This is a genomic window from Psychrobacter sp. CX18 (assembly GCF_057396215.1).
Window position 1 is genome coordinate 1 of record NZ_JBXYJH010000012.1, and the last position, 22,634, is coordinate 22,634.

The following is a 22,634-nucleotide window of genomic DNA, read 5'->3' on the forward strand; positions in this document are numbered from 1 at the left end:
TCAAAATTAGCAAAAAGATAAAGATTACAGATATTTTATAAAAAGGAAAAAATGGGGCGACTGATGGGACTTGAACCCACGACAACCGAGATCACAACCCGGGGCTCTACCAACTGAGCTACAGCCGCCATAATCAACATGAACATGTCAAAAGAGTACAGCGTCTTGACTTATGATGAGTCAAGTATTACGACAGGCGAAAGTGGTGCGCCTGGCAGGATTCGAACCTGCGACCACCTGCTTAGAAGGCAGATGCTCTATCCAACTGAGCTACAGGCGCTCATAGTGCTGACAATGACTTATTTAAACATAATAAGCAACAAATGTCTTATTTAAAGCATAAAAAAAAGCCTGTAAGGCTCCGATTTAAAAAATGGTCGGAGTGATAGGATTCGAACCTACGACCCTCTGGTCCCAAACCAGATGCGCTACCAAACTGCGCCACACTCCGATGTTTTACTTCTTTACGGTTTTGATGATACTTGCTCGTTAAAAAAGCTAATTTAATAAACCAACTTTTTTAATAATTTAACTTTGATAAGTGCAATCAAATATTAATTACTTGAAGCGTCATCGCTATCGAGGTGCATATAATAGGATTAAAACCGAACCTTGTCAACACTTTTTTTATTTATTTAAAAAAGAATCGCGGTAAAATATTGAAACCTAATATATTTTCTTCAAATCAGTACATCTCCTGTCTCAATATCAAACGGAATAGCGCTTAGATACGTTGCACCCTGATACTGAGAACTTAGATTCTGAGAAATTAAATGCTTGGAATTTAAATACTGAGCATCATACTGATTAGGCTGCCTATTTTCATCTAATTTAGGCAACACGTCAAGTCGTTGTTTGAAATTTGCTGTCTTCGGATAAATCAGCCAAGACTCCGAACAGTTCAAATGTTGTTGATACACAAATAACTGCTGCCAGTCAGCGCCATTGATATGATGCACACTCTCTATTGCCTTATATTTGATATCAATAACATGGGTAATAACTCCCTCGTTATCACAGATACATGCGTCGGGAATGATCTTTTGAATGACATGTGTCGGTGTTACTTTATCTTTTAGAGGGTGATCATTGACGTTATTATTAGACATTGGGCTGTTAACCAACCAGTCCATGGTCGGCTGAATAATCAACTGACTATTAGGCAGTGTGTTAGACACCCACCGGATAAGCTTACCGAGCACCCAGCGCTCGAATGCATGGTTCATATTTATCATTAGTGCCGGTACCGGTGTTGTCATAGCACTATTTTGAGGGCTCTTATCGTTTTGAATGCTGGCTTGTTTTTGGTCCTTTGCATTGCCGTCTGTTTTGAAAGTCTCTTGGTTATCTAGGCTATGCGTCAGTAGCCACCAGCACCACTGTAGTGCCTCTATTAAGACGTCACGCTGAGAGACAGTATACTGAGCATACCAGTGCTTTTTGTTGTTAAGAATATCTCGATACGTTGTCTGCCAATCCCTTAATGGCAAAGGTTTAATAGATTGTAAGCCATGAGGCAGCCTCATACTATTGTCTTGCAATAGCTTTTGTAATTGCTGCAAACCCGTCACGATAAATCTTGCCAGCGTTTGGTCTATGCGAAATATTGACTGCTCACTATACAGATAATGTGGACGATGCCAGTTATTTTTTAACTGTGAACTTAGCTTGAGTTTACCCTGAGCCCTAGGTTGATTGTGCATTTGTGTTTGATAGTTATTTGGCAATAAGACAGTAGCTTGTTCTATCTTCTGTTTGGCAATCTTTAGTATCCCTTCGTACCAAGGTGAGCCTGTGCTGCTATCGTATGTATTTTGTTGAGTCAGACTAGGGTGCGTGTTTTGCGTAGAGCCATACTGAATAGGGCGAGGTTTTATTCGAGGTAGAATGGATGGGTAATATTGAGGAAAGGCCACCTCTTTTATCTGCTGCGATAGTAAAGGGCTTGTGGGTGCAGTTCCCATAGTTATAGCGGGTATGGGCTTGTGTAAGCCATCCTCTGCAATATCGGCGAGCATTTGTGCTACCCACTGCCGAGCTGTTTCAATCTGCTTAGCATGGGTTAATTGATGGTCTGCCAGAGCTATTTTGGGTAGTATTTCCAACGTAACACCACTTGGCAACACAATACTGGCTAAATAATGGCTGACATAGAGGTTTATCTGCCCTCGCTTAACCTCAATTTTAAAGCACGGTAATTCTTTGTTGATTAAGTAGTCAAAATCTTGTGGATCACCAAAGTCCTCTCGGTATAGTCTTTGATGTTCAAGACAACTCATGACCTGTCGATGCTGATGTCGATGTTGATTAAGTTGGCTTGGTATGGAGTTATGGACTGAATTATTGGAAGCGGGCATAGCAGCCTTCTAAAATAGTAGCCTTTTAAAATAGTAGCCTTCTAAAAAAGTTGTCACCGAATCACTCTTTAATGTGTGGCAGCGTTCAGCTCACTAAGCCTAAAACTGCTCTACTGACACTCACGACTAACACTCGGTTGCCTTATAACACGTTGGAGACTGCTTAACGATATTATCTAAAACAAGGCGTTCTTAAAGAGACGTTAATTCTCTAGATACTGTCAATACTATCACTCTATAAGACTATCACTATTAAAAACAATCACAATTTATTCTTAATGATATTATTCAACTAAGGTTAATGCATACAGCTGCTGATAAGGCTTAGCAACAAGGTATTGAGCAGACCTTTGTTGTAGACCATCCAATTCTGCCTCAGCTAAGATTTGAGTGTCTAATTGATCAAGCTGGCCATTAGCAACGGCTATAAACGCAGGAGTATAATCAATTCTAGGCGCTATACCCTGTTCAGTGTCAGGCTCCCTAGCTGAGTGAAGCACTTGAAACAGACATGCCTCTACTCTGCCCAATATCTTATCAGTAGAATGCCCATACAGCACTTGTATGAGTATATCTGTTACCTGAGCTGGCATCGCTGATAGCTTAATGTACTCTATTATCTGCGGAATAATTTGTCGATGAAGACGCTTTGCTAGATCTGCTACATCCTTTATTTGCATAAAATAGGCATGACCTAATTGTGCCTCTTCTCCTAGAAGTGACTGCAAACGATGATTGATAACCTGCATCAGTTGTCCCACATCAATCTTACTGCCTTCTATATCAGTGATGTGTGGCACCAACGTACTATCTGGATAGCAGGTCACAAAATCAAATCGACGTCTAAAGGCCATATCAAGCGCAGCTAGAGAATGATCCTGAGTATTCATTGTCGCATAAATATCGACATTACTCGGCACCATAAACTGACGCCCCGAATAGGCTAGGCGTACACTCATAGGACTTGTCCCACCTGCCCGCTTAGTTGGCTCAATCACACTCATAAGCTCGCCAAATACTTGTGCGGTATTAGCACGGTTAATCTCATCGATCAACATCGCATAACGGTGCTCAGGATCATGACTGGCTTTAGCACACAGCTCTAAAAAAGCGCCTTGCTGGATCTCATACTGCATCTGACCAGTTTGTGGATTGATCCGAGGCCGAATTCCCTCCACAAACTCATCATACCCGTAAGATTGATGAAAGCTCACCAAACAGCTACGTCTCACGGTATGACTATTGGCGTACTGTTGTTCAGCGCGCTCATCATAAAAAGACAGCAAATCGGAGAGCGTTTGTGACAGAGTTAGCTTAACTTCATCTAATAAGAACCATTGGCTCGATTCGGTCTTATCAAAATAATAATTGGCCGAGCGTAGACTTGTATTGACAGTGGTTGATTCTGGATGCGCATGTTTATTTAACTGCACCCATAAGGTTTGACTGATATTTTCATTGCGCTTATTGGCAGCCGCTTTGTCTTTAATCAATTGGTGTTGCGTAATCTCTGGCACAGTCATCATTCTATCTTCTAACAACAATACGGCGCACACCACATCACACCACCCATAATGGCTTATTTGCTTAATTCGCCACGCCTGCCATGAGGTATCGATAGACTCATCATACCGCTTTTGAATGTCAAGCAGACGGTGGGTTTTGCCAGTCCCTGCCACTCCGGTAAAGATAATGTTGGTCGGTGTTGTCGGTAAATGTATTAAATCATTATCCAAAATATCTCTTCACTTATCTTAATATTCATTTATACCAAATCTACAAGTTAATCTATTGAGGAATGCGTGTGCTAACGCAACTAATCAAACGCGACATCTAGTAAGGTCAGTGAGCCTGCCAAAGCAAGGTTGTCTCATAAAATTGGTAATTGCATTGATATTCGACAAACAATCATTCAGTATAGGACAATCAGAACAATTGAATTCGGTCGCCGTATTTTCCCTTTAAATTGGATTTACTTTGCTTTACTCTGCCTTTAGAATACTTTAGATTCTAACTCAAAGGATGCCCCATGACCCAACTTCAAAGCTTAATGAAAACACCGCTTAAAAGAATAGTTAAAAAAGTAACCACTCAGACTAAAGCCGTCCTAAGTGATGCGTCTAAATTAAAAGCCTCTAGCAATAAAACCCTAAATCAAAAGGAAAAAGACAACACTTTAACGGTAAACAATGCCTTTACCAAAATCTTAAAAGCCGCTCAATTGCTACCCAAATCAACCCAATCCTTTGTGCTAACCAAAACCTTTAGTAAGATTGTGCCTTATGTGGGCACAACCGGCATAGTCTATGAACAGGTTGCGCCCAATAAGCTGGTGGTGAGTCTCAATAATAAAAAAGGGGTTCAAAATCATATTGGTTCTATTCACGCGGTTGCCGTCACTTTATTAGCAGAAACCGCGACAGGGTTTATACTAGGTATCAATCTGCCATCAGATCGAATCTTATTGGTCAAATCATATCAAGTCAACTTCTATCGTCCACTTCAAAAAGGTCAGATAGCCGCAGTCGCTACATTGAGCGATGAGCAACGTCAGTATATTTTAGATAATCCAAAAGGCGACATGGTCATCCCTTGTATTATAGAGGATCGCAATTCAAATAGTGACCGTGACCCCATTACAGTAGAGATGACTTGGGCGTGGATTCCAAAGTCTGAACTTAAAGGGCGCCGAGAAGGGAAAATCACATCATAAGAATTATTAGCGTCCTCATTTTTTATTCACCGTCTTTTTAAATAAGGATAAGCCTTAGTATTCAACCATCCCACCCCGCATCTCATCTACCAAAGTCATAAACTCTTGGCGCCACTCTCGGATGGTTTGCTCATCTGGCAGCCATTGATTAGATAAGGTAACGACGTTGACAATTAAGTCATGATCGGAAGGAGTTATGGTTGCGCTGTCTGGTGCTGGAGCATACTGACAGCGCTGATAGGCCATTTGAATATGTGCCAATACACCAGACTCTAGGGAAATCTTTAATCGTTGCAACTCAGGTGATATCAAGGTCTTTTGGGCCAACTGACTCTCTATATACTCGATAGTTGGTGCGGTCGTGTCAAGATTATAAAAGTGAGCAAGCTCTTGTAACAGTGCCCAGAACGCACCTTGTAAATGAAAAATTGCCGTCTCACAGTGTGCTTGATAAAGTTGTTTATCGGCCGTTTCACCCGCTTGCTTACAAGCAATTCTACAAAAATAAAACTTTTGATTGGTACGATCTGCTTGATAGCGTGCCACTCTACCTTTGTCTGCCATAGATGCTTAACCTATTTTATCGTTAAATTCCTAATGTAGCACAAAAAGGCAACTTAGTGATAAGGTTAGGCTCTATATTAAGAGGATTGTTGGGGAAAGTCATAATTTTTATAGATTTCTAATATTCCATTTTTTTTATCAATGAATATTCTTTCTATCCCAAACCCTCTACTACCAATGTCCGGATTTTTATGAAAAATATCAATTTTATTAGCTGCTTTAAAGTCGGCACTATAATTACTAATCGTTTTTTGACGTAATAAGGGCTTCAGATCACTATCGTCAACTTTATAGCTAATGGTCGCAGCACTTGGTATAAAAGATTGTTTTAAACTCAGCTTTCTGCCTTCTGCCAATTTAGAATAGCCATCCGTTACCATTATTTTGCCTAAATCAATACTGTATTTGTCGACTTGGAATTCAGTTTTTACTTTCGGATTCTTATACCATCTATAGTTATATAGATCTACGCCACGATTTAGCTGCTTATGTAAATGATTCAAGACATCTTGATAACTATCCGCCTTAATTTTCAAGGCGTTACCATCGTACTTCGCGGTAAAGTTGGGACAGGTTATCGCAAAGTCAGGGCTGCCACTTGAGGTCAAATCTCCCATACTTATTGTTTTTTTGGTGTTAGAGGTAGCATCATTGGATTGCCAGTTTGCATTGATCGCTAACTGATTTTTCAAGGACATCAGCATAATATTTAAGCTATCGCAATCTGGGCTAGTGGATTTACTCAGAACCGTTTTGTTTTGGGTCGCTTGTTCTGATTGAGCGCCGTTTGACTCAGCGCTTTTAGCTACCCCTTTACTAGACACCGTACTTTTATCGACACTGGTTGATGCGGCATAAGCACTCATACTAAATGGCATTATCACAAGCAAAGATGACAATACAATCTTCTGCATGATAGGTTTATTTTTGATTGAATTTTTCATAGTGGTTTATTTTAATAGTTTGTTTATGGAATAGGGTATAGCTTTATCTATAGTCAAAGAACTTTAAAGTAGTCACAAGGCAACCGAGTGCAAGTACTATTGGAGTAGGCTTAATGAGGTTAACGCCGTGGCTTTTTATAAGTTCGCCGACTATATAGAATAATCCATCTTGGTCAGCTACATTAAACCTCGTTATTATTTTGGGTTGGATTATTTGTGTTGGGTCTGTTGCGTCTAGACTTGCCTTACTTGATAGGCTAACTTCTTAATTTGATATTATTACGATGAATAGTATTTACTATGAACAGATTAAATTGAATTTATGATAGACATCAAACACTACAGACAAATTAATATAATCATTCTTTTTGTTACAAAATTAAATTCTTAAAAAAACAAAAAAGCCGGCAATTATGCCGGCTTTTTATCTTTTCTCTTTACTAATGCTAATGGAGACTTAACGTCATCCTACTGACCCGGTTTATCTTGACTAAGCTCTTGAGCAAAGGCTTCATCAAAGCTTCTAAAGTCTTGAGCAGAACTATTAGCTTCCATATCGAAGGCTGCATCTAACGCGCTTTCAACATCATAGTTTTGAGTACCCTCTTTCGCTTTCTTACGCGCCGCATGATAAGCAAGACCAGTACCCGCTGGAATCAAACGTCCAACCACAACGTTTTCTTTAAGACCGCGTAGCTCATCGACTTTACCCTCAACTGCAGCCGCTGTTAAGACGCGAGTGGTTTCTTGGAAAGACGCCGCGGAGATAAAGCTTTCTGTGGCTAAGCTTGCTTTAGTAATACCCAATAATTGACGTTCAAACTTCACTGGGAACTTATCTTCAGCAATTAGCTTCTCATTGATTGCAATGACATCAGCATACTCAGCCTGATCGCCTTTGAAGTAATTTGAATCACCAGGCTCAGTAATTTCTACTTTACGTAGCATCTGACGAATAATGACTTCAATGTGTTTATCATTAATTTTCACACCTTGCAAACGGTAAACATCTTGTACTTCGTCAACAATATAGTTTGCCAACGCCGTTTCACCTTGCAGACGTAAAATATCATGAGGATTTAAAGGACCATCTGCAACCACTTCACCACGGGCAACGGTTTCGTTTTCAAAGACGTTAATTTGACGCCATTTTGGAATTAGCTCTTCATGCGTCTCACCCTCTTCATTGGTAATAATGAAGCGGTTCTTACCTTTCGTCGCGGTACCAAAGCTAACCACACCCGACATCTCTGCCATAATAGCGTGATCTTTTGGACGACGCGCTTCAAATAAGTCAGCAACACGTGGCAGACCACCGGTGATATCTTTCGTACCAGAAGTCGCTTGTGGTACACGGCCTAATACCGAACCTGCTGTAACGTCTTCACCGTCAGAAACACGAATGATAGTTTCTGCAGGTAAAAAGTAAACGACCTCTTTACCGCCAGTCGTATCAAGAATGATGGCCGGACGTAAATCTTTAGCATTAGATGGGCGATCTTTTGGACCTAGGATCTCAAACGAGCTCATACCAGTCGCGTCATCAATCTTCATAGTGGCAGTAGAGCCATCAATGATATCACTAAAGCGTGCTTTACCCGCGAATTCAGTGATGATAGGGTGAGTGTGTGGATCCCATTTTGCAACGGCTTGCCCACTTTCAACTTCGTCGCCATCTTTTACAAGTACACTAGAGCCATAAGGGACTTTATAACGCTCACGTTCACGGCCCACATCATCGGCAATACCGATCTCAGCAGAACGTGACACAATCACTAAATGACCATCGACATGTTCCACTGTTTTCATATTATGGAAACGGATGAAACCTTTATTACGCGCAGAGATACTATTGTCTACTGACGTCGAGCTTGCCGCACCACCAACGTGGAAGGTACGCATCGTTAACTGAGTACCTGGCTCACCAATGGATTGAGCTGCCATAACACCAACAGACTCACCAATATTTACTTTGTGACCACGGGCTAAGTCACGTCCATAACACTGAGCACACACCCCGTGTGGGACATCACAGGTAATAACCGAACGCACCCAAACTTCATCGATACCATTGTCATCGATAACCGTAACACCATGCTCATCAATCAACGTACCGGCAGGTAATAACACTTCGTCATCACGGCTAATCACATCGCGAGCAACCACACGACCAAGGACACGATCACCGAGTTTCTCAATGATTTCACCACCTTGGATATGCGGTGTCATGTGCACACCTTTATCGGTACCACAATCATCTTCAGTGATGACTAAATCTTGAGCGACATCGACCAAACGACGCGTTAGATAACCCGAGTTCGCTGTTTTAAGAGCGGTATCTGCCAGACCTTTACGCGCACCGTGAGTTGAGATGAAGTACTGAAGTACTGACAAACCTTCGCGGAAGTTGGCTTTAATAGGGGTTTCAATGATTGAGCCATCTGGCTTAGCCATCAAACCACGCATACCTGCCAACTGTCGAATCTGAGCCGCACTACCACGAGCACCAGAGTCTGACATGATAAAGATTGAGTTAAACGACTTTTGCTCTTCTTTTTCACCTTTGGCATTTATAACGATATCTGTTGATAAGTTGTCCATCATCGCTTTTGCGACTTTATCGTTGGTACGTGACCAAATATCAACTACTTTGTTATAACGCTCACCAGCAGTAACGAAGCCTTGCTCAAACTGTTGTTCAATTTCACGAACTTCAGCGTCTGCTGCATCAAGTAATTCTTTTTTCACTGGTGGGATAACCATATCCTCAATACCAATTGAAACCCCTGATAGCGTCGCTTGAGCAAACCCTAAATACATTAATTGGTCCGCAAAAATAACACTGTCCTTCACACCACGGGTACGGTAGCAAGAGTTCATTAACTTAGAGATGTTCTTTTTGGTCATCTCTACGTTACACTCTTCAAACTTCATACCTTTTGGCATGATATTCCAGATAAGTAAACGACCCGCAACCGTCTCTTTTAAAGACGTGCTTTTGGTTTCGTTACCTTCTTCATCGATCTCAGTCTCTGTCACACGAACTTTAATCTTAGCGTTCACATGTAAGTCGTTAGAGCCAATCGCACGTAAGGCTTCGTTTACAGTGGCAAAGATCATGCCCTCGCCTTTGGCATTAATCGATGAGCGACTGATGTAATATAAACCCAATACAACGTCTTGTGACGGTACGATAATCGGATCACCGTTTGCAGGAGACAAGATATTATTGGTAGACATCATCAACGTACGTGCTTCAAGCTGAGCTTCCAACGTTAACGGTACGTGTACCGCCATTTGGTCACCATCGAAGTCGGCGTTAAAGGCAGTACATACCAAGGGATGCAGCTGAATTGCTTTACCTTCGATTAATACAGGCTCAAATGCTTGTAGTCCAAGTCTGTGAAGCGTCGGTGCACGGTTTAATAATACGGGATGCTCACGGATAACCATGGCCAGCATATCCCATACTTGTGGCTCTTCACGCTCTACCATCTTTTTAGCTTGCTTAATGGTCGTCGCCATGCCATGTGACAACAGTTTTGAATAGGTAAATGGCTTAAACAACTCAAGCGCCATTTTCTTCGGCAAACCACACTGATGTAGACGTAGGGTCGGACCAACTACGATGACTGAACGTCCTGAATAGTCAACACGTTTACCCAATAAGTTTTGACGGAAACGACCTTGCTTACCTTTAATCATATCGGCAAGTGACTTAAGCGGACGCTTGTTACTACCCGTGATGGCACGACCACGACGACCATTATCCAATAACGCATCAACGGACTCTTGAAGCATACGTTTTTCGTTACGTACGATAATATCGGGTGCATTTAATTCGAGTAGACGTTTCAAACGGTTATTACGGTTAATCACACGACGATATAGGTCATTAAGATCTGACGTCGCAAAACGGCCACCTTCCAAAGGGACTAACGGACGCAAATCTGGTGGTAAAACAGGTAATATAGTCATTACCATCCACTCAGGTTTGTTATTAGAATCACGGAAGGCTTCTAATAATTTAAGACGTTTAGACAGCTTTTTAAGCTTCGTTTCAGAGCCTGTGTTTGGAATCTCTTCACGTATCTCATCAATTTCTAAATCAATATCGATGTCTTTTAATAAGTCTTGAACCGCTTCAGCACCCATTTTAGCGATAAACTCATCACCAAACTCTTCTAGTGCTTTATAGTAGTCTTCATCATCTAATAGCTGATACTTCTCTAAAGACGTCATACCAGGATCAGTGACGACATAGCTTTCAAAATATAAGACACGCTCAATATCACGTAGCGTCATATCTAATAATAAACCAATGCGGCTTGGTAATGATTTTAAAAACCAAATATGAGCCACTGGACTGGCAAGGTCAATATGACCCATACGATCACGGCGAACTTTGGCGGTAGTGACTTCAACACCACATTTTTCACAAATGACACCTTGGAATTTGCGACGCTTGTACTTACCACATAGACACTCAAAGTCTTTTACTGGGCCAAAAATTTTGGCACAAAATAGACCATCACGCTCAGGCTTAAAAGTACGGTAGTTAATTGTTTCAGGTTTTTTTACTTCACCATGTGACCACGATTTGATGGTTTCAGGTGCCGCCAATGTAATTTGAATACTGTCAAATTCACGTTTGCCATTGTCGGCAGGGCTTTTCATAATATCGAGTAAATCTTTCAAGTTGCTTCTCCGTTATATGTGTTCACGGCATTTAGGTCGGTTTTACCAGTTTGACTGATAATGCTAAGCTACCGTTTGAAGGCAATGAATTAGGCTGAGTTAAAGGGAGGATAAAGGCTGTCAATATTAAACCTTTATCCAGACTAGCTTGGTAGAAATAGGGTTTAAACTAAGATCTTGTGCTTAAACCTACCCTGACACTACGTATCGTATCTACCATTTAGGCTAGTTACTCTCTTTTAGCTCAATATTAATACCCAGAGATTTAATCTCTTTGGTCAGTACATTAAATGACTCAGGCATACCTGGATCCATGTACTGTTCGCCGTCAACAATGTTTTTATACATACGCGTACGACCTTCAACATCATCTGACTTAACTGTCAGCATTTCTTGTAGCGTATACGTCGCACCATAAGCTTCCAGTGCCCATACTTCCATCTCACCAAAGCGCTGTCCACCGAACTGCGCTTTACCGCCTAAAGGCTGCTGGGTAACGAGTGAGTATGACCCTGTTGAGCGCGCATGCATTTTGTCATCAACCAAGTGGTTCAATTTCAGCATATACATATAGCCTACCGTAACAGGTCGATCAAATTTAACCCCAGTACGGCCATCATATAAGGTTTGCTGACCTGATTTTTGATAGCCTGCAAGCTCTAGTAACTCGTCGATTTGAACCTCACGTGCACCATCAAATACCGCAGTACCCATCGGTACACCATCACGTAAATTTTGTGCCAGTGCCATGATGTCATCATCGCTTAAGCTTTCAAGATCAACTTGCTCGCCGCCCACTTTGTTATAGATCTTATCTAAGAACTCACGTAGTTCAGTGACAGCCGCCTGTGCTTTTAGCATACCATTAATCTTATCACCTAAGCCTTTAGCCGCCATCCCTAGATGCGTCTCTAGAATCTGACCGATGTTCATACGTGAAGGAACACCTAATGGGTTCAATACGATATCAACTGGGTTACCGTTTTCATCATAAGGCATGTCTTCGACTGGCATAATACGTGACACGACCCCTTTGTTACCATGACGACCGGCCATCTTATCACCCGGTTGTATACGGCGTTTTACGGCTAAATACACCTTAACAATTTTTTGTACGCCATGTTGCAGATCATCACCCGCCGTTAGCTTGCGTTTTTTATCAGCAAACTTAGTATCAATGTCTTTTTGCTTCTCAACCAAGTACTCTTGAATTTGCGTCATGCGCTCAGCGATGTCTTCTTCAACAGGCTGAATATCAAGCAAGGTTTCGAGTGACATTTCTAATAGTTCAGTCTCTGTTAAAACACTACCTGATTTAAGTCCTGCACCACCACTAATGGCTTGACCATCAAGTAAATGACTAATACGGCTACGAGCGGCTTCTTCAAAAATACGCAGCTCTTCTTTTAAATCTTTACGATAGTTATCAAGCTGTGACTTCTCAATTGCTTTCGCACGCTCATCTTTATCTACGCCATCACGGGTAAATACTTGTACATCGATGACCGTTCCTTTGGTAGAAGTAGGCACCCGTAAAGAAGTATCTTTAACGTCTGCCGCTTTCTCACCAAAGATGGCTCTGAGTAGTTTTTCTTCTGGCGTTAATTGTGTCTCACCTTTAGGTGTCACTTTACCGACTAGGATATCGCCTGCATCTACTTCAGCACCGATATAGACAATACCAGATTCATCAAGGCTTGATAGCGCTGCTTCACCAACGTTTGGAATATCTGCAGTGATCTCTTCAGTACCAAGTTTCGTATCACGCGCCACACAGGTTAATTCTTGAATATGAATGGTTGTGAAACGGTCTTCTTTTACAACACGCTCAGATAATAAAATTGAATCCTCAAAGTTATAACCGTTCCATGGCATGAATGCCACACGCATGTTCTGGCCTAGAGCCAATTCGCCCAAGTCAGTTGATGGGCCGTCCGCCAAGATATCTCCGCTAGCAATTTTATCGCCTTGGTTGACGATAATACGCTGGTTAATACAAGTGTTCTGGTTAGAACGGGTGTACTTAATCAAGTTATAAATATCGATACCCGCTTCACCGGCACCCATTTCATCTTCATTGACTCGTACTACGATACGAGACGCGTCCACGTCTTCAATAACACCACCACGTTTGGCGATCACACACACACCAGAGTCACGGGCAACATGGCGCTCCATACCCGTACCAACTAATGGCTTATCCGCACGCAAGGTCGGAACCGCCTGACGTTGCATGTTAGATCCCATCAAAGCACGGTTAGCATCGTCATGCTCTAAGAATGGAATCAAACTTGCAGCGACAGACACAACCTGACTTGGCGAGACGTCCATATGCGTTACTTTTTCGCTTGGCATACGTACTGATTCACCGCCACTACGCACCATAACCATTTCTTCAGCTAGCGCACCGTTTTCATCTAACTCTGAGTCAGCCTGAGCGATAACGGTACCGGCCTCCTCAATAGCTGACAGATATTCGATATCATCGGTAACTTTACCATCAACAACTTTACGGTATGGGGTTTCAAGGAAGCCGAATTCGTTGGTCTTAGCAAATGTCGCTAATGAGTTAATCAAACCAATGTTTGGACCTTCAGGTGTCTCAATAGGACAAACACGACCATAGTGAGTGTTATGAACGTCACGGACTTCAAAGCCTGCCCGCTCACGAGTCAAACCGCCTGGACCTAAGGCTGAAATACGACGTTTATGAGTAATCTCAGACAATGGATTGTTCTGATCCATAAACTGTGACAACTGACTTGAGCCGAAGAATTCTTTAACCGCAGCCGCAACAGGCTTTGAGTTAATCAAATCTTGTGGCGATAGATTGTCAGATTCAGCAGAGCTCAAACGCTCTTTAACCGCACGCTCAACACGTACTAGACCGACACGGAACTGGTTTTCAGCCATCTCGCCGACTGAACGAATACGACGGTTACCTAAGTGATCAATATCATCCACTTCACCAAGACCATTACGGATATTGATAAGCTCTTTTAGTACATCAATAATATCTTGTATGGTTAATACACTTTGCTCACGTTTGATCTCAGGATCATCCGTATTTTCAAAGGTGCGACCAAGACGTCGGTTAAACTTCATACGACCGACATTCGATAAGTCATAACGATCTGGGTTAAAGAACATGCTCTCAAATAATTTTTCAGCCGTGTCAACCGTTGGTGGCTCACCTGGACGCATAACTTTATAAATTTCGATCAGGGCTTCTTCACGGCTACCTGTGCTATCGGCACGTAAGGTATCTGCAATGTAAGTGCCATGATCAATATCATTGGTAAATAAAATCTTAAACTCTTTGATCGACTCACTCGCCTCAAACGCACTTAGCTTAACCAATAACTCATGATCAATTAGGGTATTTGCACGGGCAACCACTTCATCATTAACTATGATGTCTTCAGCTAATATACGCTCATAAAGATATTCATCAGGTACCGCAAGTTTCTTCATACCTGATTGTTCGATTTGACGAATTCGACGAGCATTGATGCGCTTACCTTGCTCAACCAATACCTCACCGTCTGGTGATACGATATCAAACTGAGCCATCTCGCCACGCAGGCGATCAGGGACTAGATCAATTTCGAATTGCTCTTCGCCTTTATATACCGTCACTTTTTCGAAGAAAGTCTCAAGTATTTCACTTGTTTCCATACCGAGTGCACGAAGAATGATCGTACCAAGCAGTTTACGACGACGGTCGATACGAGCAAAGACTAAATCTTTGGCATCAAATTCAAAGTCTAACCAAGAACCACGGTAAGGAATGATACGCGCGTTATAAAGGACCTTACCACTTGAGTGAGATTTACCTTTATCATGGTCAAAGAATACACCAGGCGATCGGTGTAACTGAGAAACAATAACACGCTCAGTACCATTAATAATAAAAGTACCGTTATTAGTCATTAATGGGATTTCACCCATGTAAACATTTTGCTCACGAATATCTTTAATAGCCGCTTTACTATTTTTATCTTTGCTATCTTTGTCTTTAATAACTAAGCGAATTTTTACGCGTAAGGGTGCTGCAAACGTTGAACCACGAGAAATACACTCGCGTTCATCGAACTCTGGTGCACCTAAATAGTACTCAACAAATTGAAGTTCAGCGTTGTTTGAATTACTTTCGATTGGGAAAATAGATGAAAATGCAGCTTGAAGGCCAGTATTCTCACGAGCTTTAGGCTTTTTATTTTCCTGCAAAAATTGCTCATAGGAATCCACTTGAATTGCCAACAGATAGGGAATATCCATTACATGTGGCAACTCGGCAAAACTTTTGCGAATACGTTTTTTTTCAGTATAGGAATATGCCATCGAGAGTCCTTACAGTAGACAGTAAAATAAAAATGATTCGTTCTTAAATTAAATAACAGTCATTGACTTTATGACTTCAATTTTAAAGAAGAATCATCAGATTGAAACAGTGAGAATGACCTTTGATAAATGCTTGTTAAACATACCTATCATACGTTCTTGACTCAATATTATTTTGACTAAATATTAGAGTGTCAACGCTGCCAAACCCATCATAAACGTTAATAGCTAATGGTTATAAAAGTGATATTAAATTAAATGTTATATTACAAAAAAAGCTGTTGAATTAGGTTAAAAAAGTACCAAATGACAGATGCAAAAAAACCCCAAGTACGGGCGTACCTAGGTTAAATAAAAAGGATAGAAGCTAACGATGTTTTAAACATGCAAATTGTCTGTCCCTTGGTCTGTATTAATCGCTAAACGTTCGTTGAGCTGATGTTGGTAAGATATTAACGTGACGCTTGCCAACCATTTAGGCTAATACAAAAGGTCAAGTGCGGAATTATACAATACGTTGGACCAAATATCAAGTCAGAAACGCTACCATTAAAAAAGCCAACAATGAACTTACCATTGTTGGCTTTTAGCATTATAAGACAGCTATCAAAACAACTGCTTATAAAACCTATCAAGTATTAGATATAAAATCTATTACTTAAGTTCTACAGTAGCACCAGCTTCTTCAAGCTTTTTCTTAAGCTCTTCAGCTTCTGCTTTGTTAGCGCCTTCTTTAATTGGAGCTGGAGCGCCTTCAACAAGATCTTTAGCTTCTTTCAGACCAAGACCAGTCGCTTCACGAACGGCTTTAATAACAGCAACTTTCTTCTCGCCGAAGCTTGCTAAGATAACGTCAAACTCGTCTTTTTCTTCAGCAGCAGCAGCGCCACCAGCAGCGGCAGCAGGTGCAGCAGCAACAGCGGCAGCAGCAGTTACGCCGAATTTTTCTTCCATTTCGCTGATTAGTTCAACGATGTCCATTACTGACATTTCAGCGATTGCGTTTAACACATCTTCTCTAGATAGTGCCATGGGATTTCTCCATTTTCTGATAAATTTAAAGTGATTAGTTAAGGTCAATACTGTCAAACTTTAAGCAACTAAGCGCATATTCAACCGTATCAACCGAAAACAGCTTAGTGTGATTAAGCAGCTTCTTTCGCGTCTTTTACTGCTGCAACTACCCGTACAAATTTGCTTGGAACTTCGTTTAAAGTTTGAGCAAGCTTTGTTACAGGTGCTTTCATTGTTGCCATCAAGATAGATAGTGCTTCGTCGCGTGTTGGAAGCTTAGCTACGCGCTCTAGCTCCTCAGGACCAAACAACTCACCACCAACTGAAACAAGCTTTGGTTCTAAAGCTTTATGTTCTTTACTGAACTCAAAAATAACTCGAGCAGCTGAACCTAAATCTTCAGTAGAAAAAGCAAGTAACAATGGGCCGACCATCTTATCTGACATGCACTCAAAGTTAGTACCTTCAAAAGCACGCTTAGCTAGCGTGTTTTTAACGACTTTAAGTACAACACCTTTCTCACGGGCTTGGTTACGTAACGCAGTTAACTGTGCTACTTCAAGACCATGATAATCAGCAGCAACTGCTGAATAAGCATTTGCAGCAACTTCAGACACTTCAGCCACAACTTTTTGTTTCTGTTCTAGCGTTAATGCCATGAGTTGACTCCTTGATCTCATCAGCATTACCTAAGTAATGCTGAATTGACGTTTCTATTACTAAAGAGACAAATAAGATTTAAAATAATCGAATCAAACTGTCTACTTTAATAACGCTGAATACGGCACCTTTATCAGAATGAAGAGAAATTAAAAAGTACATAATTTCTAATATCAAACTTTATTGGTCACCGTCTGCGTAGGCCAACATCGAGGTTAAAACACATCTATTAAAAGGGATGATTAACATCAACATCAATTAACAGTACTGAGGGTCTAACACTACCCACAAGGCGTAGTATATAGACTTAGCACCTACCTACGGTCTTAGACAGCATAGCTTTGGCTAAGCTGACCTAATTTCTAAAACTTAAAACTATATTAATTTTTATAAAATATTTAGTTAAGTAAGCAACTTGTTTAAAAAATTATTAAAGAGTTACTTATCTTACTTATAAAAAACTACTTAGCAACACGGTAAGGTATTGGATCTAGTGTGATACCAGGACCCATAGTGGTTGATAGCGTAATTTTTTTGATGTAAATACCTTTAGAGGTAGCAGGCTTTGCGCGTTTGATATCGCCTAGTAACGCATTTACGTTTTGTTCGAGCTGATCCACTGTGAAACCAACCTGTCCAATCGTTGTATGAATAATACCCGCTTTATCAACACGGTAAGTCGCCTGACCAGCTTTAGCATTTGCAACAGCTTCAGCGACATTGGGGGTAACCGTACCCACTTTAGGGTTAGGCATTAAACCACGTGGACCTAGAATAGTACCTAACTGACCCACAACACGCATCGCATCAGGTGCAGCGATAACGACATCAAAGTCTAGGTTGCCAGCTTTTACTTGTTCAGCTAGATCATCCATACCGACGACATCAGCACCCGCTTCTTTAGCAGCATCAGCAGCAGCGCCTTGGGCGAATACAGCGACACGCTTAGTTTTACCAGTACCCGCAGGTAAGTTAGTCGCACCGCGAACTACTTGATCAGATTTACGGGGATCGACACCAAGATTGATAGCGATATCAACAGACTCTTTAAACTTTAGAGGAGGAAGATCGTTAATAATATTGACAGCTTCTTCTAGAGTGTATAGTTTTTCATTTTCTACACGCTCAGCGATCAACTTTTGACGTTTAGTAAGTTTACTCATTTAAACACCCTCCACTTCGATACCCATTGAACGCGCAGTACCAGCGATGGTACGTACAGCAGCATCCATATCGGCAGCAGTTAAATCAGCTTGTTTGGTTTGAACGATTTCTTCAAGCTGTGCACGAGTAACTTTACCTACTTTAGTCACATTAGGTACACCAGAACCTTTTGCAATACCAGCTGCTTTACGCAGTAAGAATGCAGCAGGCGGTGACTTCATGATAAATGTAAATGATTTATCAGCATATACTGTGATTTCAGTAGGAATAGGCAGACCTGGTTCCATGCTAGCAGTCGCTGCATTGAACTCTTTACAGAATGCCATAATGTTCACACCTTTTTGACCCAATGCAGGACCAATTGGTGGTGAAGGGTTTGCTTTGCCAGCAGGCACTTGCAGTTTGATGTAGCCATCAATCTTTTTAGCCATGAGTTTTCTCCTTTACGGGTAATAGCGCTTGTTGCTAGTTGTTTATAACCTTCTTAGCGTTGCCAATCTAACGGCATGCCTTGAACAGTTACTGTAAAAACAACCCGCCGTCTGCTCCCCGGGGGTAGTCAATATTTAGCTTAGTTTTTCAACTTTGCTAAACTCTAGTTCGACCTGAGTCGGTCTGTTAAACACATTAACGGTTAACTGTAATTTTGATTTTTCGTAATCAACTTTTTCAACCAGTCCTTTAAAGTCGGTAAAGGGTCCATCAATAACCAAAACTTCTTCACCTGGCTCAAATAATGTTTTAGGACGTGGTGCTTCTTCAGTTTGTTTTAAACGGTTTAATATACGGTCTGCTTCGACTTGGGTAATGGGTGCTGGATTTTCAGGAGTACCACCAATAAATCCAGTAATACGTGGACAATCATTCACGATATGCCAAGTATCATCATTCATTTCCATTTCAATTAATACATATCCTGGAAAGAACTTACGCTCACTCTTGCGTTTTTTGCCGTCTTTCATTTCAACGACTTCTTCGGTAGGAACTAATACTTCACCGAATTTATCTGCGAAGTCGCTGCGATTGATACGATCCGTCAAGTAGCGTTGGACTTGCTTTTCATATCCTGAAAATGCTTGCACGATATACCAGCGCATATATTTCTCCATGACGTCAATCAAACGATTACTAAAAAAAATACTGATTAAAAAAACAGGCTGTTATGCTTATCTATTAATATAAGCACAGCCCGAATAATTTAAACTTATACTGATAGACTTAACCGATAAATATACCGACTAGTCTATTAAATAAATTATCTAATAGCCATACAATAACGGCCACAATACCGATGACTAATAATGTTTGCCATGTATACTGAATGGTTTCGTTTTTGCTTGGCCAGGTTACTCTTCGTAGCTCAATACTGGCATCTTTTAGCAATATCTTAAAGCTACGACCTTGATTGGTTAATGCCAAACAAATTATAGCGAAAACCACCAATGAAGCAATTATTCCAATGCGTACCCAGATATCATTAGCAGGCTGCCAAATACCCGGTAATTTATAATTTACTAAAGTGGCACTTATTAAAGCAACAAAAGCTAAAAACCATAACACCATATCTTTTGGTGAGCGAGTTTTAGCAACTTCCACAGCACTTTTACTTTTACTAGGAATAACTTTACCCAGCGTTTTATGAGCGCTCTGCTTCGCGTCAGATAACGTGTTATCTTGGTTATCTTGTTGATTGCTCATAATTGAATTGCCTTACGACTTAGACGATAGTATTAAAACCGCCTATCTGTATGGTAAAAGAAGAGTGCTTTCTAGTAAGCTTAGACAGTTAATTAAGTGGCAGGCGATGAGGGACTCGAACCCCCAACCCTCGGTTTTGGAAACCGATGCTCTACCAATTGAGCCAATCGCCTTTAGTTAAGGTTGACTATTATACAATCTTTTTTTGGGAATGCAAGCGTTGTTATTGATGCAAATAGGGATTATTAAAGACATACCCTGTATCTCGCTTTCAAACACTTGTTATCCAAATAGAAGTGGTTGTATAAGACGTTACAGGAAACTTTTTTATCCTAAATACATAATAAAATGCTTTTCTATATAAAACTCAAACTAAAAGCCCCTCTCAATTGAGAGGGGCTTTCTTAGTATTGATTAGCAAGGTATTGCTTAGCGAGTTATTAACAAATAACTCGTTTTATAACAACAACTAGTCTTTTACAGTAGCAACAACACCAGCGCCTACCGTACGGCCACCTTCACGAATCGCGAAGCGTAAGCCTTTGTCCATAGCGATTGGGTGGATTAGCTCTACGCTCATCTCAACGTTATCCCCTGGCATAACCATTTCTGTACCGTCTTGTAAGGTGATTGCACCTGTGACGTCAGTGGTACGGAAGTAGAACTGTGGACGATAACCATTTAGGAATGGCGTGTGACGACCACCTTCTTCTTTTGATAGTACGTATACTTCGGCGTCAAACTTGGTATGCGGTGTGATTGAACCAGGTGCAGCAAGTACTTGACCACGTTGTACGTCTTCACGTTTTGTACCACGTAATAGTACACCACAGTTCTCACCAGCACGACCTTCGTCTAGTAGCTTACGGAACATCTCGATACCGGTACAGGTGGTTTTTTGAGTGTCACGGATACCAACGATTTCAATCTCGTCACCTACTTTGATGATACCTGATTCTACACGACCTGTTACTACGGTACCACGACCTGAGATTGAGAATACGTCTTCGATAGGCATTAGGAATGGCTTGTCAACGTCACGCTCAGGCTCTGGGATGTAGGTGTCTAGGGTTTCAAGGAGTTCAATTACTGCAGGCTCACCATATTTGCCGTCGTTACCGTTTAGGGCTTCTAAAGCAGAACCTTTGATGATTGGGGTGTCATCGCCTGGGAAGTCGTAGTCTGATAGTAATTCACGTACTTCCATTTCGACAAGTTCTAGTAGCTCTTCGTCATCTACCATGTCACATTTGTTCATGAATACGATGATGTATGGTACGCCTACCTGACGTGATAACAAGATGTGCTCACGTGTTTGTGGCATTGGGCCGTCAGTTGCTGATACAACTAGGATAGCGCCGTCCATCTGTGCAGCACCGGTGATCATGTTTTTAACATAGTCAGCGTGACCTGGGCAGTCTACGTGTGCGTAGTGACGAGCTTCTGTGTCATATTCGATGTGTGAGGTGTTGATGGTGATACCACGTGCTTTTTCTTCTGGTGCTGAGTCAATAGACGCGTAGTCTTTGGCTTCGCCGCCTGACGTTTTTGCTGCTACGGTTGCGATAGCGGCAGTTAGGGTGGTTTTACCGTGGTCAACGTGACCGATTGTTCCGACGTTGACGTGTGGCTTGTTTCTTTCAAACTTGGCCTTTGCCATGAGTGTATCCTCTTAAGTTTTGTTAAGTTACAGGTTATTTTAGGGTTATCATTAAGTTTTATTCATACTTACAATAAGAACTTTCACAATAAAAAAGTACTCGATAAGTAGTGCTTGCAAGTTATAACAGGTGATAATGTCTTATTATAAAACTTTATTTAGATTATTATTTAGTCATTTACAACACTAAAAGGCAACACTAAGTGCTGCCTATCAAATAATTATCTAACTGCGTAATCTAATTGGTGCAAGGTCATTGGTTGCCCTTGTAAATACTTAAACCTATTTAAAAGCTTATCTATAACAAGCTTTAACAGTTACGATGCTATGCTTGCTTAGCTAATTATTGCTCTTAAATCTATAATGGGTATTCAGTGTGAACCTTGTTAGTCAAATTGACTATTCTTATGCTTATATTATTAGTTATATAAATAGTGGAGCTCATATCGAGAATTGAACTCGAGACCTCTCCCTTACCAAGGGAGTGCTCTACCGCTGAGCTATATGAGCATTACGAGCTATTTAATGATTAAATTATATATTGGAGCGGGTGGCGGGAATCGAACCCGCGCCATCAGCTTGGAAGGCTGAGGTTCTACCATTAAACCACACCCGCAATGTCACAGCTATTTTAGCTACCCTATCAATAGGTACTGGCAGTGCATGCTGTTATTGGTAGATTGTTACTGAACAATGTGTTGCTTGAACAAGTTTTGAAAATACAACTAGAAAATGGTGGTGGGGGAAGGATTCGAACCTTCGAAGCTTTCGCGACAGATTTACAGTCTGTTGGGTTTGACCGCTCCCCAACCCCACCT

At 41.2% G+C, this 22,634-nt stretch carries 14 protein-coding genes and 7 tRNA genes; 1 reads left to right on the forward strand and 20 read right to left on the reverse strand.

Going from position 1 to position 22,634, the window contains the following annotated elements; translation table 11 throughout:
• Window positions 1-52: 52 nt before the first annotated feature.
• From AC2SLT_RS10020 to AC2SLT_RS10040, 5 genes are all read right to left on the reverse strand, one after another.
• Window positions 53-128, reverse strand: a tRNA-His gene (locus AC2SLT_RS10020).
• A gap of 75 nt (window positions 129-203) precedes the next feature.
• Window positions 204-280 (reverse strand) — tRNA-Arg (locus tag AC2SLT_RS10025).
• A 94-nt stretch (window positions 281-374) separates the two neighbouring features.
• Window positions 375-451: transfer RNA gene (locus tag AC2SLT_RS10030), tRNA-Pro, on the reverse strand.
• Window positions 452-680: 229 nt separating this feature from the next.
• A complete protein-coding gene (locus tag AC2SLT_RS10035; protein WP_486547523.1) occupies window positions 681-2,357 on the reverse strand; it encodes a 5-methylcytosine restriction system specificity protein McrC in 1,677 nt (558 codons plus the stop codon).
• 284 nt (window positions 2,358-2,641) lie between these two features.
• Entirely contained in the window at window positions 2,642-4,093 is a 1,452-nt protein-coding gene (locus tag AC2SLT_RS10040; protein ID WP_486547524.1) for an McrB family protein, read from the reverse strand.
• Window positions 4,094-4,386: 293 nt separating this feature from the next.
• On the opposite strand from AC2SLT_RS10040, the gene AC2SLT_RS10045 reads away from it, so the two are divergent.
• Window positions 4,387-5,070 (forward strand): DUF4442 domain-containing protein, encoded by a 684-nt coding sequence (locus AC2SLT_RS10045; protein ID WP_486547525.1) that lies wholly within the window; start codon window positions 4,387-4,389, stop codon window positions 5,068-5,070.
• Window positions 5,071-5,124: 54 nt separating this feature from the next.
• Here AC2SLT_RS10045 and AC2SLT_RS10050 read toward each other — a convergent pair whose 3' ends face one another.
• The 15 genes from AC2SLT_RS10050 to AC2SLT_RS10120 all read right to left on the reverse strand — a co-directional run bounded on the left by AC2SLT_RS10050 (window position 5,125) and on the right by AC2SLT_RS10120 (window position 22,633).
• Window positions 5,125-5,634: a DUF6586 family protein gene (locus tag AC2SLT_RS10050; protein WP_486547526.1), complete on the reverse strand. Its 510-nt coding sequence runs from the start codon at window positions 5,632-5,634 to the stop codon at window positions 5,125-5,127.
• Between the two features lie 77 nt (window positions 5,635-5,711).
• Window positions 5,712-6,578, reverse strand: coding sequence for a hypothetical protein (locus tag AC2SLT_RS10055; protein ID WP_486547527.1), 867 nt, complete (start codon window positions 6,576-6,578; stop codon window positions 5,712-5,714).
• 468 nt (window positions 6,579-7,046) lie between these two features.
• Window positions 7,047-11,276: a DNA-directed RNA polymerase subunit beta' gene (rpoC, locus tag AC2SLT_RS10060; RefSeq protein ID WP_486547528.1), complete on the reverse strand. Its 4,230-nt coding sequence runs from the start codon at window positions 11,274-11,276 to the stop codon at window positions 7,047-7,049.
• A gap of 225 nt (window positions 11,277-11,501) precedes the next feature.
• Window positions 11,502-15,620 (reverse strand): DNA-directed RNA polymerase subunit beta, encoded by a 4,119-nt coding sequence (gene rpoB / locus AC2SLT_RS10065; RefSeq protein WP_486547529.1) that lies wholly within the window; start codon window positions 15,618-15,620, stop codon window positions 11,502-11,504.
• Between the two features lie 654 nt (window positions 15,621-16,274).
• Window positions 16,275-16,652, reverse strand: coding sequence for a 50S ribosomal protein L7/L12 (gene rplL / locus AC2SLT_RS10070; RefSeq protein ID WP_486547530.1), 378 nt, complete (start codon window positions 16,650-16,652; stop codon window positions 16,275-16,277).
• 113 nt (window positions 16,653-16,765) lie between these two features.
• A complete protein-coding gene (rplJ, locus tag AC2SLT_RS10075) occupies window positions 16,766-17,293 on the reverse strand; it encodes a 50S ribosomal protein L10 (RefSeq protein ID WP_486547531.1) in 528 nt (175 codons plus the stop codon).
• Window positions 17,294-17,755: 462 nt separating this feature from the next.
• A complete protein-coding gene (gene rplA / locus AC2SLT_RS10080; protein WP_486547532.1) occupies window positions 17,756-18,457 on the reverse strand; it encodes a 50S ribosomal protein L1 in 702 nt (233 codons plus the stop codon).
• Complete coding sequence (gene rplK / locus AC2SLT_RS10085; protein WP_486547533.1) at window positions 18,458-18,889, reverse strand: 50S ribosomal protein L11; 432 nt, start codon at window positions 18,887-18,889, stop codon at window positions 18,458-18,460.
• A 135-nt stretch (window positions 18,890-19,024) separates the two neighbouring features.
• Window positions 19,025-19,555 carry a transcription termination/antitermination protein NusG gene (gene nusG / locus AC2SLT_RS10090; RefSeq protein ID WP_486547534.1) on the reverse strand — a complete coding sequence of 177 codons (531 nt, stop codon included), beginning with the start codon at window positions 19,553-19,555 and terminating at the stop codon, window positions 19,025-19,027.
• Window positions 19,556-19,676: 121 nt separating this feature from the next.
• A complete protein-coding gene (gene secE, locus AC2SLT_RS10095) occupies window positions 19,677-20,156 on the reverse strand; it encodes a preprotein translocase subunit SecE (protein ID WP_486547535.1) in 480 nt (159 codons plus the stop codon).
• Window positions 20,157-20,253: 97 nt separating this feature from the next.
• Window positions 20,254-20,329: transfer RNA gene (locus AC2SLT_RS10100), tRNA-Trp, on the reverse strand.
• A gap of 296 nt (window positions 20,330-20,625) precedes the next feature.
• The gene (tuf, locus tag AC2SLT_RS10105; RefSeq protein WP_486546896.1) at window positions 20,626-21,816 is read right to left on the reverse strand and encodes an elongation factor Tu; all 1,191 of its coding nucleotides are present in this window, start codon (window positions 21,814-21,816) and stop codon (window positions 20,626-20,628) included.
• 435 nt (window positions 21,817-22,251) lie between these two features.
• Window positions 22,252-22,326: transfer RNA gene (locus tag AC2SLT_RS10110), tRNA-Thr, on the reverse strand.
• 32 nt (window positions 22,327-22,358) lie between these two features.
• A tRNA-Gly gene (locus tag AC2SLT_RS10115) sits at window positions 22,359-22,432 on the reverse strand.
• 117 nt (window positions 22,433-22,549) lie between these two features.
• A tRNA-Tyr gene (locus tag AC2SLT_RS10120) sits at window positions 22,550-22,633 on the reverse strand.
• Between the last annotated feature and the right edge of the window lies 1 nt (window position 22,634).